The following is a 15,814-nucleotide window of genomic DNA, read 5'->3' on the forward strand; positions in this document are numbered from 1 at the left end:
GAAATCGCCCTGCGGATAGGGATTGCTTTCAAAACCGGTACGCCCGCGGGCATCGGCTTCACTGGTTAAGGCAATCTGCCCGACGCGCTGTGGTTTTCGCCAGGCATCAATACGATCAAACAGCTGAATTAAGATTTCGGGCGGATGCTTCTCGATGGTATGCACCAGATCATGAACCTCGGCAACCAGTATCGACAGATCACGGATATGATTCGGCACGCGCAGCCGCTGACAAAGGCCTTCCACCAGCGGCACACCGGCCAGGCCGTGGCCGTGATGGCTCGGCCATTTCTCCGGCGGCGTCAATGCCTTACCAAAATCGTGACACAGCGTGGCGAAGCGCACGTCAGTTTCCGGGCTGAGCTGCGCTGCAATCGCCAGCGTCATCAGAGTATGAATGCCGGTATCAATTTCCGGATGCCATTTGGCCGGAGCCGGGACGCCGTACAGATTGTCGATTTCCGGGAACAACACCGCCAGTGCTTCACAGTCGCGCAGCACCTGAAAATAGACCTGTGGATTCGCTGATTGCAGCGCACTCTCCGTCTCTTTCCACACTCGCTCAGCGGTTAAATGTGCCAGCTCGCCACTGGCGGCCATCTGCCGCATCAGCTGCCGGGTGTCATCGGCGATACGAAAACCGAGGTGAGCAAACCGGGCGGCAAAGCGCGCCACGCGTAATACCCGCAGTGGATCTTCATTAAACGCGGCGGAGACATGGCGTAGCAGGCGCTTTTCCAGATCGTCACGGCCACCGTAAGGATCGATAAACTCGCCGTGCTCATCGCGGGCAATGGCGTTAATCGTCAGATCGCGGCGCATTAAATCCTGCTCAAGCGTGACCTCCGCAGCGAAATCGGTGACGAAGCCGGTGTAGCCCTGGCCAGACTTTCGTTCAGTACGCGCCAGCGCATACTCTTCACGGCTTTTGGGATGGAGGAATACCGGGAAGTCACGGCCAACCTGTTGATAGCCCTGTTCGAGCATGGCTTGCGGTGTGGCACCGACCACTACCCAATCTTTATCTTTGACCGGCAGCTTAAGCAGACCATCGCGTACAGCACCACCGACAAGGTAAGTTTTCACTACTGATCTCCAGAGCACATTCGTGGCTAAATTCGGGGTATTAAAAGTCAAACAGGGTAATTGTCGCACAAACGAGGGTAAATTGCGGGCAGGAAAAAACGGACGACGAAAACGCCGCCCGTACAAAACAGGATCCGGATGCGCCCGGAAATCAGTTCATCCAGCGGTCGCTTTTCTTACGGCGCGGAATCATATGTGGCAGCAGCAGACCTAACAGCAGGCCAACACCGGCTACGCCACCGCCATACATAAACCACTGCATAATGATGGTGCGCTGCTTATCATCAAGCTGCACATTCGCGGCGTTAACTTTTTTCTGCGCAACCACTAACTCATTCTTTAGCTTCTGATTTTCATCTTTCAGCCCGTTAATCACGCTGTCGCTACCGGCGACTTTCTTCTGCATATCGGCGGTACGCTGATTCCAGCTGCCATCAATATTGGTCAGCTTGTCAGTCAAATCTTTTACCTGCTTTTCTAACTCCGGCACGCGGGTACGCAGGCTTGGCTGCTCGCTCAGCTGTGCCAGTGGAATCCAGGTGGTGCGTCCGTTGGCATCACGAATCTGCCCATATTTGCTGTTATCATTGGTTTGCAGCAGGGTCACTTCATCACCGGCATTCACCGTACCAATCAGGCGGTAGTCGTCGCTGGGGCCGCTACGTACCCAGGTGGATAATTCGTCGGAAATATAGCGTTTTTCTTCAGCATGGGCGGAAAGGGTTACGCTGAAAGTCAGCAAAGTCAGGCCAATTAAGTGTGATTTCTTCATTAGATGTCGTTTTTGCATAAAGTCCGGGAAAGTAAAGGCACAGTCTGGAGAGGCTCCGCATAAATCTGAATGAGAACTATCCTGGTCTCAAAGTGATGCCGGTGCGCGGGCGAAAGTGCAAGAAAGCCGAGACAGCAGCGGTTTTTCTGCATTACTCTTCACTCTTAAACTTTGCCTAATCTCAACTGCCTGTGCCAGTGAGTATCTGAATAAGAAAATATGACCATCGAAATCGAATTAAAGTTCATTGTGTTGCCGGAAGCGGCAACAAAACTTGCCGCACAACTCGCTGCATGGCCGCATCAGCACATCCCTGCGGTGGCGCTGACCAATATCTATTTTGAGACCGCAGATAATCAGTTGCGGCGCTGGGATATGGGGCTGCGCATTCGTGGTTTCGGTGAGCACTATGAAATGACGTTAAAAACCGCCGGTCAAACCATCGGCGGACTGCATCAGCGCCCGGAATATAACATCGACCTGCAACAGCCTGAACTTGATATTCATCTGTTACCCGCAGAAATCTGGCCTGCTGGCTGCGATCTGGCAGCGCTGCAACAGCAGCTTAAGGCGCTGTTCAGCACCCATTTCCAGCGTGAGAAGTGGCTGGTGAGCTATAAAGGCAGTGAGATTGAAGTGGCGTTTGACCGCGGTGAAGTGGCGGCAGGGGAACTTAGCGAGCCACTGTATGAAGTGGAGCTGGAGCTGAAAAGCGGCGAGCGCGCTGATCTGCTGGCGTTTGCTGCCGAGCTGGGAAAAATGGGCGGACTTCGCCTTGGCAGCCTGAGTAAAGCGGCGCGTGGCTATGCGCTGGCGCAGGGTAAACCTCAGCTGGCGCTGCGTCCGCTGCCGGTAATGCAGGTTAAGCGCAAAGCGACGGTGGAAGAGGGGATGCGTGCAGCATTTATGCTGGGGCTAAGCCAGTGGCAATACCACGAAGAGTTGTGGCTGCGGGGCAGCGCCGCCGCGCAGGCTTCGGTACAGGAAGCGCTGGAAACGCTGCGTCAGGCATTTTCGCTGTTTGGTGTGCTGGTACCGCGTAAGGCGAGCAGTGAACTGCGTCAAAATCTTACCGCGCTGGAAGAGGCGCTGAATGTGAAGCGTCTTGAAGCACAAAGCTTCTGTTTCAGCCCGTTATGGCTGGATACCCAGTTAGCACTAACTAACTGGCTGGCCACGGAGCACTGGCGCAAGTTTATTGATGCAAAAGCCGATGCCAAATTGCAGGGTTCGTTTAAGCGGTTCGCCGATATTATGCTGGGTCGTCTCGCTGCTGAGATGAAAGAGAGCTTCGATAACATCCATCACAACGGTGAGTATCAGGATAAAGCGCCGCGACTGGAGCGCCAGCTGTTAGCGGTGCATTTGTTAGCCGGTGCTTACGACAGTGCCGCTGTCGAAGCCTGGACCGGTAGCTGGACGCAACTGCTGCATGCGATTCGTCACCAGCAAGAGAGCTGGCTGGATGCGCATTGCCGTCAGGCAGTGAAGCAGCCAGCATTCTGGATGAACGGCAGCCCTAAAGAGCGCCCGGAAAACTAATTATTATGTAAACAGCACGGGGGATTATTCCCGTTATTTGCTATCGTCATCAGGGAGTGTTTATGTTGCCATCGTTATCACAACCGTTGCCGCCGCTATTGCTGGAGCAAGCTGCAAGAGTGGCCGAGCGGTGGGATCTGCCGTTAAGTGAGTTCAGCGCACAGCAGCAGGCGGTGCTGGCGTTCAGCGATTTCATCAGTGAAAACGTGGCCCAGCACCCTCACTGGTGGCAGCAAATGCAGCAGGTGGCACCACAACCTGATGAATGGCAGCACTATCAGCAGTGGCTGGACAGCCAGCTGGAGGCGGTGGCCGATGAGAATGCGTTGATGCGCGAGCTGCGTCTGTTTCGTCGTCATATGCTGGTGCGTATCGCCTGGATGCAGACGCTGGCGTACAGCAACACGGAACAATCCCTGCAACAGCTGAGCGTGCTGGCGGAAACCTTAATTGTCACCGCGCGCGACTGGCTGTATCAGGCTTGCTGCAAGGATTGGGGAACGCCGTGTAATGCCGAAGGCGAAGCGCAGCCGTTGCTGATTCTCGGCATGGGCAAACTCGGCGGTGGCGAACTGAATTTCTCTTCGGATATCGATCTGATTTTCTCTTACCCGGAAAACGGCGTCACGCACGGTGGCCGCCGCGAGCTGGATAATGCGCAGTTCTTCACGCGGCTGGGGCAACGGCTGATTAAAGTACTCGATCAGCCGACGGTGGATGGCTTTGTGTATCGCGTCGATATGCGCCTGCGCCCGTTTGGCGACAGCGGGCCGCTGGTGCTGAGTTTTGCCGCGCTGGAGGATTACTACCAGGAGCAGGGGCGCGACTGGGAACGCTACGCCATGGTCAAAGCGCGACTGATGGGCGACAAAGATGACCGCTGGAGTCAGGAATTACGCCAGATGCTGCGGCCATTCGTCTTCCGCCGCTATATCGATTTCAGTGTGATTCAGTCACTGCGCAATATGAAAGGGATGATTGCGCGTGAAGTGCGTCGTCGTGGTCTGACGGACAATATTAAGCTCGGTGCCGGCGGGATTCGTGAAACCGAGTTTATCGTGCAGGTGTTTCAGCTGATTCGCGGCGGACGTGAGCGTTCGCTGCAACTGCGTTCACTGTTGCCGACGCTACAGTCGATTGGCGCGTTAAATTTGCTGCCCGCATCGCAGATTGAGCAACTGCATCACAGCTATCTGTTTTTGCGCCGACTGGAAAATCTGTTGCAGAGCATCAATGATGAACAGACCCAGACGTTACCCGGCGATGAGCTTAACCGCACGCGGCTGGCCTGGGCGATGGGCTTTGTCGACTGGGCTGGGCTGCACATCGCGCTGGATGCGCATATGGCGGCGGTGCGGGCGATTTTCGACGAGCTGATTGGCGATGACGCGCCGGAAATCGATGAGCACCAGCAGGGGGCTGATTACGGCGTGCTGTGGCAGGACAAGCTGGAAGAGATCGATTTGGCCCCCCTGGTGCCGCATCTTGATGATATTGGCCGCCATAGCCTGCTGCGGGAAATTACCGATTTCCGCCAGGATGTGGATAAGCGCACTATCGGCCCACGCGGTCGTCAGGCGTTGGATCAGCTGATGCCGCGTTTGCTGAGTGAGGTCTGCCCGCGTGATGACGCGGCGATTACTCTCAGCCGCTTAACGCCGCTGCTGCTCGGCGTGGTCACGCGCAGTACCTATCTTGAGCTGCTGACCGAATTTCATGGCGCATTGCGTCATCTTATCCGGCTGTGCGCCGCGTCACCGATGCTGGCCAGCCAGCTGTCGCGCCATCCATTACTGCTTGATGAGCTGTTAGATCCGGCCACGCTCTACCAGCCGACCGCTACCGATGCCTATCGCGACGAGCTGCGTCAGTATCTGTTGCGTATTCCGGAGGATGACGAAGAGCAGCAGCTGGAAGCACTGCGCCAGTTTAAACAGGCGCAGCATCTGCGTATTGCCGCGGCGGATATCGCTGAAACGCTGCCGGTGATGAAAGTCAGCGACCATTTAACCTGGCTGGCAGAAGCAATTATCGAATCGGTGGTGCAGCAGGCGTGGAATAGGATGGTGCAGCGCTATGGCCAGCCGTCACATTTAAGCCACGAAGGCGAACGCGGCTTTGCGGTGGTCGGCTACGGCAAGCTGGGCGGCTGGGAGCTGGGCTACAGTTCCGATCTCGATCTGGTGTTTTTGCACGACTGCCCGAATGATTCTGTAACCGACGGCGAGCGCAGTATCGACGGACGCCAGTTCTATCTGCGGCTGGCGCAACGCATTATGCATCTGTTTAGCACCCGCACGTCATCGGGCATTCTGTATGAAGTGGATGCCCGTCTGCGGCCTTCCGGTGCTGCCGGGATGCTGGTCAGCACCTTTGACGCTTTCGATGATTATCAGCGCAATGAAGCCTGGACCTGGGAGCATCAGGCGCTGGTGCGGGCGCGTATCGTCTATGGTGAAGCGGAACTCAGCCGTCGTTTTGATGATATTCGTCGCGGTATTCTCTGCCAGCCGCGCGATGGCGACCAGCTGAAAACCGAAGTGCGCGAGATGCGGGAAAAAATGCGTGCGCATCTTGGCAGCAAACATAAAGGGCGCTGGGATATCAAAGCGGATGCGGGTGGCATCACGGATATTGAATTCATTACACAATATCTTGTCTTACGCTACGCTTCGCAAGAACCGAAGCTGACGCGCTGGTCAGATAACGTGCGCATCCTCGAGTTAATGGCAAATTACGACCGGATGGATGAAAGCGAAGCTAAAGCACTGACCAATGCCTATGTCACTTTGCGTGATGAGCTGCATCATCTGGCATTGCAGGAGCTGCCGGGTCATGTTGATGACGAGTGCTTTATTGAGGCGCGAGAAGGCGTTACTGCCAGCTGGAAACGCTGGCTGGAAGCCTGATTGCTATCCCGCCGGGATAGACAGAGTTTTTAGCAATTATGCTATTATCCCGCGCAATATTTTTCTGCAGTCTGGAGTGTCAGGAATGAAAGTAACACTGCCCGATTTTAACCGCGCAGGCGTGCTGGTGGTTGGTGATGTGATGTTGGATCGCTACTGGTATGGCCCAACCAGCCGTATCTCACCGGAAGCACCGGTGCCGGTAGTCAAAGTGGATAATGTCGAAGATCGCCCGGGCGGCGCGGCTAACGTGGCAATGAATATTGCTTCACTGGGTGCCGAATCGCGGCTGGTTGGTTTAACCGGCATTGATGATGCGGCACAGGCGCTGAGCGCGACTCTGGGTAGCGTTAACGTACAGTGTGATTTTGTGGCGGTGCCAACCCATCCAACGATCACCAAGTTACGTATTCTTTCCCGCAATCAACAACTTATCCGCCTCGATTTCGAGGAAGGATTTGAAGGTGTCGATCCGCAGCCGATCCACGATCGCATCTCTGCGGCACTGCCTGATATCGGCGCACTGGTACTCTCTGATTACGCCAAAGGCGCACTGGCCAGTGTTCAAGCGATGATCAAACTGGCGCGCGACGCCGGGGTGCCGGTGCTGGTCGATCCAAAAGGCACGGATTTTGCCCGCTATCGCGGTGCGACACTGTTAACGCCTAACTTCTCCGAGTTTGAAGCGGTGGTCGGTAAATGCCACAGCGAAGAGCAGATTGTTGAGCGCGGCATGAAACTGATTGCTGACTTTGCGCTGTCGGCGCTGCTGGTAACGCGTTCTGAAAACGGCATGACGCTGCTGCAACCGGGTAAAGCGCCGCTGCATCTGCCAACGCAGGCGCAGGAAGTGTTTGATGTGACCGGCGCAGGCGATACGGTAATTGGCGTACTGGCGGCCACGCTGGCGGCCGGTGATTCGCTGGAAGAAGCCTGTTTTATGGCGAATGCGGCGGCAGGCGTGGTGGTTGGCAAGCTGGGAACCTCAACCGTCAGCACGGTTGAACTGGAAAATGCCATTCATGCGCGTCCGGAAACCGGTTTTGGCGTGATGAATGAAACCCAGCTGAAACATGCGGTTGAGCAGGCGCGCCAACGCGGTGAGAAAGTGGTGATGACCAACGGTTGTTTCGACATTCTGCATGCTGGTCACGTCTCTTATCTGGCTAACGCGCGCAAGCTGGGCGATCGTCTGATTGTGGCGGTAAACAGTGATGCCTCAACGAAACGTCTGAAAGGCGAAAGTCGTCCGGTTAATCCGCTGATTAATCGCATGATTGTGCTGGGTGCGCTGGAAGCGGTTGACTGGGTGGTGGCGTTTGAAGAGGACACGCCACAGCGTTTAATCGCGGACGTATTGCCGGATCTGCTGGTCAAAGGCGGAGATTATAAGCCAGAGGATATTGCCGGCAGCAAAGAGGTGTGGGCAAACGGCGGCGACGTGCGCGTGCTGAACTTTGAAGACGGCATCTCTACCAGCAATATCATCAAAAGTATTCGCTCAGCAAAAAGCTGATGCGTAAACAGCGGGACGTCTGTCCCGCTGTTTTGACCGATTACTGCGGATCTTCAGTCTTAATCACTGCTTTTGGCGCAGTGTCGGTTGCGCGGCTTTCCAGCGTGGCAAGACGCTGCTCCAGCACGGCCAGCTTTTCACGCGTGCGCAACAATACCTGCGTCTGGACATCAAACTCTTCGCGATTTACCAGATCCATGCGCGTCAGCTGTGCCTGCAATACCTGACGGATTTTCTTCTCAACGTCGTCGCCAAATTCACGAATGCCCTTAGGCATGGATTCATGAACCTGACGAGCAAGTTGTTCAATTTTTTTCGGGTCAATCATGGCGGTTTCCTGGTCGCAACAAGTATCTGATAAGTGTAATGCCAGAAGGCAAAAGGATAAACCTTAAAACTGCATCGCCGTGATACTTCAGGCCGCAGGTGTATTTAAGACCTGTTGCGCATAACAATTTGCTGTTTTTGTTCGTTGCTCTGTTTTTTTATTGGCGCTATAGTGAGTTCGCTTATTCTCAGGGCGGGGCGAAATTCCCCACCGGCGGTAAATCAGCTGACGCTGAAAGCCCGCGAGCGCTTCTGGCCGCCAGGCCGAAGGTCAGCAGATCCGGTGTAATTCCGGAGCCGACGGTCAGAGTCCGGATGGGAGAGAGTAACGATATTTGTCGGGCTGTACCCGGCGCGCGTTATTTTTTGTCACTGCATGACACTCCTCAAGATCGCCCTGATTCTGGTAACCCATACACTTAATAAGGTTTATTTACCATGAATCAGACGCTACTTTCTGAATTTGGCACGCCGGAACAGCGTGTAGAACGTGCAATCGCAGCGCTGCGTGAAGGTCGCGGCGTAATGGTACTGGACGATGAAAATCGTGAAAACGAAGGTGATATGATCTTCGCCGCAGAGACCATGACGGTTGAACAAATGGCACTGACCATTCGCCACGGCAGCGGCATTGTTTGCCTGTGCCTTACCGAAGAACGCCGTCAGCAGCTCGAATTACCGATGATGGTGGAAAATAACACCAGCTCCTTTGGCACCGGCTTTACCGTGACTATCGAAGCGGCCGAAGGCGTGACCACCGGGGTGTCGGCATCCGATCGCCTGACCACTATCAAAACTGCCATTGCCGATAACGCTAAACCTTCTGATCTGAATCGTCCGGGACACGTGTTCCCGTTGCGTGCGCATCAGGGCGGCGTACTGTCGCGTGGCGGCCACACTGAAGCCACCATTGACCTGGTGACGCTGGCAGGATTTAAACCTGCCGGAGTACTGTGCGAATTGACTAACGATGACGGTTCAATGGCGCACGCGCCGGAAGCTATTGTGTTTGCTAAACAACACGATATGCCGGTTGTGACGATTGAAGATTTAATCGCCTACCGCCAAAGCCGTTAATCTACTGGCGGCAGCAATGCGGCACGGGAGTCGAAAACGGCTCCCGTACATGATTCCGCAATGTCCGCGCAACGTTAACCCGCGCCCGCGCTTTGCAATAATGCCAGACTGAATCCCATTACCGTCATACCACAAAGCACGCCATAGCTCGGGTTATTGTGCGGGTCGATCTCTTTCGCCAGCGGCATCAGTTCATCTACCGACAGCGCCACCATAATACCCGCCACCGCGGCCATCACTGCTGCCATGATCACCGGTGATACCATCGGGCCAAGCAGCAAATATGCCAGCAGGCCGCCGAGAATTTCCGCCATACCGGAAACACAGGCCCAGAAGAGTGCTTTGCTTTTTGAACCAGTCGCAGCATACATCGGTCCGGCTACCGCCAGCCCTTCAGGAATATTATGGATAGCCACCGCTAACGCGATACCGAGACCCAGCTCCAGATCGCTGCTGGCGGTAACAAAAGTGGCAATTCCTTCAGGAAAGTTGTGCAAACTGATACCAAGCGTCAGTAAAATCGCGGTGCGACGCAGATTTTGCGGCGGATTGCTGTGGCTCGCCATATCCTGCGGATGCTGATGCGGCACCATGCGATCCAGTGCAAAATACCCCAGCAGGCCGAGCATAAACATGCCGTAACCCAGCATCGGCGGCATTCCTGGCGCATGCAGTGCAGCAGGCAGCATTTCCATCAAGGAGATCAGTAACATAATGCCAGCGGCAAAGCCGAGGGCGAACGCCAACAGACGATTTGAAGGTTTCTGTCCGATAACCCCCAATAAGGCACCGATAAAAGTGGCAGCGCCCGCGAGGATCGTCAAAAGCAAAGGGACTGACATCTCACTCTCCGTTAATTATTTCACTGTAGATTATCAGCCAGCGGCTATTCAAATTTATTGACCATCTTCATCACCGTTATCCGAGTTCTTCCGGTGATTAAACGGCGTAAGGTAACAGTCATTAACCTTACCACTCTTTCCGGGGATGAATAATGAGTCAAACACGTATGCCGGCTCTTTTCCTGGGTCACGGCAGCCCAATGAACGTACTGGAAGAAAATATCTATACCGCAAGCTGGCGCAAGCTGGGTGAAACCCTGCCGCGACCTAAGGCGATCATTGCGGTTTCCGCTCACTGGTATACGCGCGGTACGGCGGTAACCGCGATGGAGCAGCCACGTACCATCCATGATTTTGGTAACTTTCCGCAGGCGCTGTTTGATACGCACTACCGTGCCGCTGGCTCGCCAGCGCTGGCGCAGCAGATTGCAGATGCGCTGTCGCCGGTTGAGGTGCAGCTCGATCAGCAGTGGGGCTTTGACCACGGCTCCTGGGGCGTGTTGATCAAAATGTACCCGGATGCAGATATTCCGGTGGTGCAGCTGAGCGTCGATGGCACCAAACCACCGGCGTATCATTTCGAACTGGGACGCAAGCTGGCGGCACTGCGCGAGCAGGGAATTATGATTGTTGCCAGCGGTAACGTGGTGCACAACCTGCGCATGGCGCGCTGGCAGGGCGAAGCAGATCCCTATCCGTGGGCTGAGTCGTTTAACCAGTATGTGCGCGATAATCTGAACTGGCAGGGGCCGGATGTGGAACATCCGCTGGTGAATTTTATGAGCCACGAAGGTGCGGCCTTATCCAACCCGACGCCGGAGCACTATTTGCCGCTGTTGTACGTATTAGGAGCCAGAGCGCCAGATGAAGCGATTTCGATCCCGGTTGACGGGATTGAGATGGCGTCATTGAGTATGCTGTCGGTGCAGGTAGGTTAATCTAACTGTAGGGGAGCCGTTTTCGGCTCCCGTCCTGATGGCTTGCGGGGGCTAACCGTAATAATTATTCGATAAATGCGTGCGGATAAAAGCGTGAAAGATCCTGCGTGATCAGCGCGCGATCTTCACGCAGGCCAATGCCGGCAGGTTGATCGTCAATCAGCCAGCTGCCGATCAAGGTATAGCTGTCGCCGAATTTAGGCAGTTCATGGAATTGCTGAACAATCATGCCTTCTTCGCCGTATGGCCCGTCAACGCGGGCAATTTCCTCACCGTTTTCCACAATGCGGATATTTGCGCCTTCGCGGGAGAACAGCGGCTTCACCACATATTTGTCCATCGGCGGGAAATCATCTTCGGCAAAGTATGCAGGCAGCAAATTCGGGTGATTCGGGAACATTTCCCACAGCAACGGCAGCAGCGCTTTATTAGAAATAATGCTCTTCCACGCCGGTTCCAGCCAGCGCACGCCAGCATCTTCCAGTTTGGTTGAGAACATTTCGCGCAGCATAAACTCCCACGGGTAGAGCTTAAACAGATTACCAATGACCTGATCGTGAACATCGGTAAACTGGCCTTTTTCTCCGAGACCAATCTCATCAATATAGAGAAATTCGGTGGGTAAACCGGCTTCGGTCGCGCAGTCTTGCAGGTATTGCACCGTGCCACGATCTTCATCCGTATCCCGGCAGCAGGCAAAATGCAGCCAGCTGAATCCATGCTGTTGATGCAGCGCGGCAAAGCGTTCAATCAGCTTTTCTTGCAGACTGTTAAACTGGTCACTTCCGGCAGGCAACTGGCCCGCGTTCAGTTGATCTTCCAGCCAGATCCACTGGAAAAATGCCGCTTCATATAATGAGGTCGGCGTATCGGCGTTATTCTCCAGCAGCCTGGCATCGCCCTTGCCATCCCATGCCAGGTCGAGACGCGAATAGAGTGACGGCTGTGAAGTTTTCCACGACTGACGGACAAAGTCCCAGGTGTGTTTAGGGATGCGGAATTTGGTCATCAGCGCGTCGCTGTTGACCACTTTCTCGACCACCTGCAAGCACATCTGGTGCAGTTCGCGGGTGGTGTCTTCCAGATAATCAATCTGCGGCAGTGTGAACTGGTAATAAGCCTCTTCACACCAGTACGGTTCGCCGTGCATGGTGTGAAAACGAAAGCCATATTCGCTGGCTTTCTCTTGCCAGTTCGGTCGTTCGGTAATTGCAATGCGCTTCATCGGGCTGATTAGCCTCCGTAAGAACGGCTGGAGCCAGAAGTGGCGCTGCTACGCTGCATGCTGTTTTGCTTCGCCACGCTCTCACCAAAGCCGCCGCGTGTTACGGTGCTGGTGGTCGCCGGTTTTGGTGCCAGTGCGGTTTTCGGTACAGTCATGGTGCGGCCTGAAGTGGCATTACCATAGTTACGGCCGGTGGCATCAACAAACTTACCGTTAGCCGGGCTGTTTGGCGCGCGTGAGGTAAACAGCGGTTGTGATGCGCCACCGCTCATCATACGACCCATCATATAGCCCGCCATCAGCGGCATCCAGAAGCTGCCACTTTGCTGAGCTTCAGCATTGTTAGTGGTGCCAACACCGGCCTGTGCAGGCGTTTTCTGGCACTGGCTTTCACCAAACTCAGCAACACAGTCTTCACGGGTGGCATATTTTGGTGCGGTTTTTTCGGCTTCTTTCAGAGCGTTATTATAAGCGGTGGTGCATTGTGCACTCTGGCCTGGATTGGCTTTTGCACAATCATCCGCATTCTGGAACATGGAGACGGTTTCATCTGACTTTTCGCAGCCAGCCAGCATAAATACAGCAGTAACGGCCAGCGCAACTGGCGTTAAATGACGTGCGCTCCAGCTCTTACGGAAGGAGGCATGATTAATTTGTTTAGTCCGTTTCATGGCAATCTGTCCTGTGCCCAAAGGTAGTGCATAGAATAGGGGAAGAGTGGTGAAATTTGAAGCGGCGAGGCCAGGTGGAGCGCGGATCTTTACTTAGCTATACGTTTGATTGTGAAGGGGACAGTGATTACTGCCCCCGCGACGCGTTACTGGCTGAACGGGTTACGGCCAGTGCTGGCAGATGCACGCGGTGCAGCGGCAGGAGTGGCCTGCGTTTGTACCGGAGCCTGAGCCAGATTAGTGCTGTTTTCTGCGGCAGCATCTTGCTGCGGATTTTCTGGCGCAACCGCGTCAGGCGCAGTGGAAACATCTTTGCCTAAACGGTTGTTCAGCGCCGTCAGATCCTGCTCATTCAGCGTGCCGAGGGCAGATTTGATGTTCAGTTCGTTAATCATATAGTCATAACGGGCATCAGAAAGCTGCTGCTTGGCATTGTACAGCGTGGTGGTCGCATCCAGCACATCAACGATGGTGCGGGTACCCACCTGATAACCGGCTTCCATCGCATCCAGTGAGCTTTGCGCAGAAACCACGGCCTGTTTGTAGGCATTGATGCTGCTGATTGAAGCATTCACGTTGTTAAACGAGGAGCGAACGGTTTGTACCGTGGTGCGATGTGCGCTTTCCAGCTGCTCACTGGCGCTAACATAAGCGTATTGCGCCTGTTTCACCTGAGAAGTCACCGCGCCGCCGCTGTACAGCGGAAGCGTAAAGCTCAGGCCAACCTGGTTGCTGCCGGTAATGCTGTCGGTTGAACCGGAAGACTGGTTCGCGCGGCTGCCGCCGTATTTACTGTTCGACATGCCGGTAGAGGCAGTCAGATCAAGCGTTGGCATATGACCGGTTTCTGCTGAGCGAATCTGCTCACGCGCCAGATCTTGTGACAGGCGTGCAGATAACAGGCTCAGGTTACGGCTTTCCGCTTCTTTCAGCAGCGCGTTAACCGGCTGCGGCTTGTCAGTCTGGAAACGGTCGATATTCAGTGAAGCCAGTGACGGATAGTAGTTGCCGGTCACCTGACGCAGCGTTTCAACCGCATTGTCCAGCGCGTTACGTGCGGACACTTCATTTGCCAGCACGCTGTCATACTGCGCGCGCGCATTCTGCACATCAGTAATTGCCACTAAGCCAACATTAAAACGTTGAGTGGTCTGGTCTAACTGACGGTAGATCGATTGTTTCTGCGCTTCGATATAGGAAAGCGAGTCAATGGCGCGTAATACATTAAAATAGGCGGTGGCGCTGTTCAGCATCAGCGTCTGCTGCGCGGTCTGATAAGTGACATCCTGAATGCCGGCAGACTTCTCTTGCAGCGTCAGTGCGCGCCATTTTGACATATCAAACAGCGTTTGCGTCAGTTGTAATGTGCCGCTGGTGGTGTTGGAGTGCAGGCCACTGCTGTCGCGATAACCGTTGTTATAGGTATAATCTGCGCCCAGACCGAGTTGGGGTAATAACGGGCTGCGGGCTTCATTAATTTTTTCGAATGCAGCATCACGGTCGGCAGCAGAACTACGAAGGTCAGGGTTAGTGGTTCGCGCCTGCTGATAGACTTGCAGCAGGTTCTCTGCCTGACTTGCGACGCTGAAGCCCGCCAGGCCCAGGCCAATAAGTAATGGGAGCAGTTTCTTCATTTGCATTCCTTGTTGTGCAGCAATATTGCTATGGTAGCGCTGACATAAGCCAAAAAATAATCGCCGATTCTAGCAGAATCTGCCGCCAGGATAAGTTGGCTGAACGTGCCATCTTTCCTTAATTTACGTAAATCTTTCAGAAAGAACCATACTTCTCCGAGATTGAGATTTGAGATGCTCAATTTTGTCCCCAGCTTGCTAAGGAGGCGTAACGATGGGCAGCGAAAAAAAATACCCTATGACTTTCACAAAAAACGATGTAGAAATTATTGCACGTGACTCGCTTTATCGTGGTTTTTTTTCCATCCAGCGCTATCGCTTTCGCCACCGCCTGTTTAATGGCGAACTTAGCGGTGAGGTGGTGCGCGAAATTTTTGAGCGTGGTCACGCTGCGGTACTGTTACCCTATGATCCGATACGCGATGAAGTGGTATTGATTGAACAGATCCGCATCGCCGCATTTGATACCAGTCCAACGCCGTGGCTGATGGAAATGGTCGCCGGTATGATTGAGCCAGGTGAAAGTGTCGAAGATGTGGCGCGGCGTGAAGCGATTGAAGAGGCCGGATTAACCGTAGGTCGGGTGAAACCGATTATTAGCTATCTTGCCAGTCCGGGTGGCACCAGCGAGCGCTCATCGGTAATGGTCGGCGAAGTGGATGCTAGCGTGGCAGAGGGATGCCACGGTCTGGAGGAAGAGAATGAGGATATTCTCGTCCATGTGGTAAGCCGTCAACAGGCTTATCAGTGGGTGGAAGAGGGGAAAATTGACAACGCAGCCTCTGTCATCGCACTGCAATGGCTGGAGTTGCACCATAAGAAACTACGCGAAGAGTGGAATGCCAAATGATTAAGCGCTATACCCCTGATTTCCCGGAAATGATGCGTCTGTGCGAAACCAATTTCGCCCAGCTGCGTCGCTTGCTGCCCCGCATTGATGAGGCGGGTGAAACGGTGACTTATCAGGTTAACAGCGCCAGTTACAGCATCACCATTCAGGAATCGACCCGCTACACCACGCTGGTGGAAATTAAACAAACCGCTCCGGCAGTGAGTTACTGGAGCCTGCCATCAATGTCTGTCAGACTTTATCATGATGCTATGGTTGCGGAAGTGTGTTCGACGCAGCAGATCTATCGCTTCAAAGCACGCTATGATTATCCGAACAAAAAATTGCATCAACGTGACGAAAAGCATCAGATTAACCAGTTCCTTGCTGACTGGTTGCGCTACTGTTTAGCGCATGGCGCGATGGCTGTACCAGCCTGTTAACCG

At 54.3% G+C, this 15,814-nt stretch carries 15 protein-coding genes and 1 riboswitch; of the genes, 7 read left to right on the forward strand and 8 right to left on the reverse strand.

Annotation, left to right across the window (positions count from 1 at the left end; all coding sequences use genetic code 11):
- Nucleotides 1–1,086, reverse strand: a 1,086-nt coding sequence (locus NG42_RS09970; protein ID WP_052899152.1) for a multifunctional CCA addition/repair protein, incomplete at its 3' end; no start/stop codon positions are given.
- A gap of 151 nt (nucleotides 1,087–1,237) precedes the next feature.
- Nucleotides 1,238–1,858, reverse strand: coding sequence for a TIGR04211 family SH3 domain-containing protein (locus tag NG42_RS09975; protein ID WP_052899153.1), 621 nt, complete (start codon nucleotides 1,856–1,858; stop codon nucleotides 1,238–1,240).
- Nucleotides 1,859–2,077: 219 nt separating this feature from the next.
- Here NG42_RS09975 and NG42_RS09980 point away from each other — a divergent pair, with 219 nt between their 5' ends.
- The 3 genes from NG42_RS09980 (at nucleotide 2,078) to hldE (ending at nucleotide 7,825) form a co-directional block, all read left to right on the forward strand.
- Nucleotides 2,078–3,400, forward strand: coding sequence for a CYTH domain-containing protein (locus NG42_RS09980; RefSeq protein ID WP_052899154.1), 1,323 nt, complete (start codon nucleotides 2,078–2,080; stop codon nucleotides 3,398–3,400).
- A gap of 62 nt (nucleotides 3,401–3,462) precedes the next feature.
- Nucleotides 3,463–6,309: a bifunctional [glutamate--ammonia ligase]-adenylyl-L-tyrosine phosphorylase/[glutamate--ammonia-ligase] adenylyltransferase gene (gene glnE, locus NG42_RS09985; protein WP_052899155.1), complete on the forward strand. Its 2,847-nt coding sequence runs from the start codon at nucleotides 3,463–3,465 to the stop codon at nucleotides 6,307–6,309.
- Nucleotides 6,310–6,394: 85 nt separating this feature from the next.
- Complete coding sequence (gene hldE, locus NG42_RS09990) at nucleotides 6,395–7,825, forward strand: bifunctional D-glycero-beta-D-manno-heptose-7-phosphate kinase/D-glycero-beta-D-manno-heptose 1-phosphate adenylyltransferase HldE (RefSeq protein WP_052899156.1); 1,431 nt, start codon at nucleotides 6,395–6,397, stop codon at nucleotides 7,823–7,825.
- Nucleotides 7,826–7,865: 40 nt separating this feature from the next.
- Here hldE and ubiK read toward each other — a convergent pair whose 3' ends face one another.
- Nucleotides 7,866–8,153 (reverse strand): ubiquinone biosynthesis accessory factor UbiK, encoded by a 288-nt coding sequence (gene ubiK, locus NG42_RS09995; RefSeq protein WP_052899157.1) that lies wholly within the window; start codon nucleotides 8,151–8,153, stop codon nucleotides 7,866–7,868.
- A gap of 179 nt (nucleotides 8,154–8,332) precedes the next feature.
- Nucleotides 8,333–8,483, forward strand: a riboswitch (FMN riboswitch).
- A gap of 107 nt (nucleotides 8,484–8,590) precedes the next feature.
- Between ubiK and ribB the strand changes: the two genes are divergently transcribed.
- Nucleotides 8,591–9,229, forward strand: a complete 639-nt coding sequence (gene ribB / locus NG42_RS10000) for a 3,4-dihydroxy-2-butanone-4-phosphate synthase (RefSeq protein WP_052899158.1) — start codon at nucleotides 8,591–8,593, stop codon at nucleotides 9,227–9,229.
- A 74-nt stretch (nucleotides 9,230–9,303) separates the two neighbouring features.
- On the opposite strand, the gene zupT is transcribed toward ribB, so the two are convergent.
- Entirely contained in the window at nucleotides 9,304–10,071 is a 768-nt protein-coding gene (gene zupT / locus NG42_RS10005; RefSeq protein ID WP_052899159.1) for a zinc transporter ZupT, read from the reverse strand.
- Nucleotides 10,072–10,223: 152 nt separating this feature from the next.
- On the opposite strand from zupT, the gene ygiD reads away from it, so the two are divergent.
- Nucleotides 10,224–11,009, forward strand: a complete 786-nt coding sequence (gene ygiD / locus NG42_RS10010; RefSeq protein ID WP_052899160.1) for a 4,5-DOPA-extradiol-dioxygenase — start codon at nucleotides 10,224–10,226, stop codon at nucleotides 11,007–11,009.
- A gap of 64 nt (nucleotides 11,010–11,073) precedes the next feature.
- Here the strand turns inward: ygiD and NG42_RS10015 are convergent, their stop codons facing one another.
- The 4 genes from NG42_RS10015 to NG42_RS23125 all read right to left on the reverse strand — a co-directional run bounded on the left by NG42_RS10015 (nucleotide 11,074) and on the right by NG42_RS23125 (nucleotide 14,721).
- Entirely contained in the window at nucleotides 11,074–12,234 is a 1,161-nt protein-coding gene (locus tag NG42_RS10015; protein WP_052899161.1) for a glutathionylspermidine synthase family protein, read from the reverse strand.
- A gap of 8 nt (nucleotides 12,235–12,242) precedes the next feature.
- Nucleotides 12,243–12,905, reverse strand: coding sequence for a DUF1190 family protein (locus NG42_RS10020; protein WP_052899162.1), 663 nt, complete (start codon nucleotides 12,903–12,905; stop codon nucleotides 12,243–12,245).
- A 146-nt stretch (nucleotides 12,906–13,051) separates the two neighbouring features.
- Entirely contained in the window at nucleotides 13,052–14,539 is a 1,488-nt protein-coding gene (gene tolC, locus NG42_RS10025; RefSeq protein ID WP_052899163.1) for an outer membrane channel protein TolC, read from the reverse strand.
- On the reverse strand, nucleotides 14,536–14,721 hold the full coding sequence (locus tag NG42_RS23125) for a hypothetical protein (RefSeq protein WP_052899164.1): 186 nt from the start codon (nucleotides 14,719–14,721) through the stop codon (nucleotides 14,536–14,538). Before NG42_RS23125 ends, tolC begins: the two co-directional genes overlap by 4 nt.
- Nucleotides 14,722–14,753: 32 nt before the next feature.
- Between NG42_RS23125 and nudF the strand changes: the two genes are divergently transcribed.
- Together nudF and NG42_RS10040 are read left to right on the forward strand one after the other, a co-directional pair.
- Nucleotides 14,754–15,389 (forward strand): ADP-ribose diphosphatase, encoded by a 636-nt coding sequence (gene nudF, locus NG42_RS10035; protein ID WP_052899165.1) that lies wholly within the window; start codon nucleotides 14,754–14,756, stop codon nucleotides 15,387–15,389.
- The gene (locus NG42_RS10040; protein WP_052899166.1) at nucleotides 15,386–15,811 is read left to right on the forward strand and encodes a DUF1249 family protein; all 426 of its coding nucleotides are present in this window, start codon (nucleotides 15,386–15,388) and stop codon (nucleotides 15,809–15,811) included. The genes nudF and NG42_RS10040 overlap by 4 nt, the downstream gene beginning before the upstream one ends.
- The last annotated feature ends 3 nt before the right edge of the window (nucleotides 15,812–15,814 follow it).

The sequence above is a fragment of the Winslowiella iniecta genome, assembly GCF_001267535.1.
In the GTDB taxonomy this organism is placed as follows: domain Bacteria; phylum Pseudomonadota; class Gammaproteobacteria; order Enterobacterales; family Enterobacteriaceae; genus Erwinia; species Erwinia iniecta.

Bases quoted from the DNA above. Each gene is read 5' to 3' on its own strand.
- NG42_RS09975 (WP_052899153.1), bottom strand. From the start codon at position 1,858: ATGAAGAAATCACACTTAATTGGCCTGACTTTGCTGACTTTCAGCGTA.
- NG42_RS09980 (WP_052899154.1), top strand. From the start codon at position 2,078: ATGACCATCGAAATCGAATTAAAGTTCATTGTGTTGCCGGAAGCGGCA.
- glnE (WP_052899155.1), top strand. From the start codon at position 3,463: ATGTTGCCATCGTTATCACAACCGTTGCCGCCGCTATTGCTGGAGCAA.
- hldE (WP_052899156.1), top strand. From the start codon at position 6,395: ATGAAAGTAACACTGCCCGATTTTAACCGCGCAGGCGTGCTGGTGGTT.
- ubiK (WP_052899157.1), bottom strand. From the start codon at position 8,153: ATGATTGACCCGAAAAAAATTGAACAACTTGCTCGTCAGGTTCATGAA.
- ribB (WP_052899158.1), top strand. From the start codon at position 8,591: ATGAATCAGACGCTACTTTCTGAATTTGGCACGCCGGAACAGCGTGTA.
- zupT (WP_052899159.1), bottom strand. From the start codon at position 10,071: ATGTCAGTCCCTTTGCTTTTGACGATCCTCGCGGGCGCTGCCACTTTT.
- ygiD (WP_052899160.1), top strand. From the start codon at position 10,224: ATGAGTCAAACACGTATGCCGGCTCTTTTCCTGGGTCACGGCAGCCCA.
- NG42_RS10015 (WP_052899161.1), bottom strand. From the start codon at position 12,234: ATGAAGCGCATTGCAATTACCGAACGACCGAACTGGCAAGAGAAAGCC.
- NG42_RS10020 (WP_052899162.1), bottom strand. From the start codon at position 12,905: ATGAAACGGACTAAACAAATTAATCATGCCTCCTTCCGTAAGAGCTGG.
- tolC (WP_052899163.1), bottom strand. From the start codon at position 14,539: ATGAAGAAACTGCTCCCATTACTTATTGGCCTGGGCCTGGCGGGCTTC.
- nudF (WP_052899165.1), top strand. From the start codon at position 14,754: ATGGGCAGCGAAAAAAAATACCCTATGACTTTCACAAAAAACGATGTA.
- NG42_RS10040 (WP_052899166.1), top strand. From the start codon at position 15,386: ATGATTAAGCGCTATACCCCTGATTTCCCGGAAATGATGCGTCTGTGC.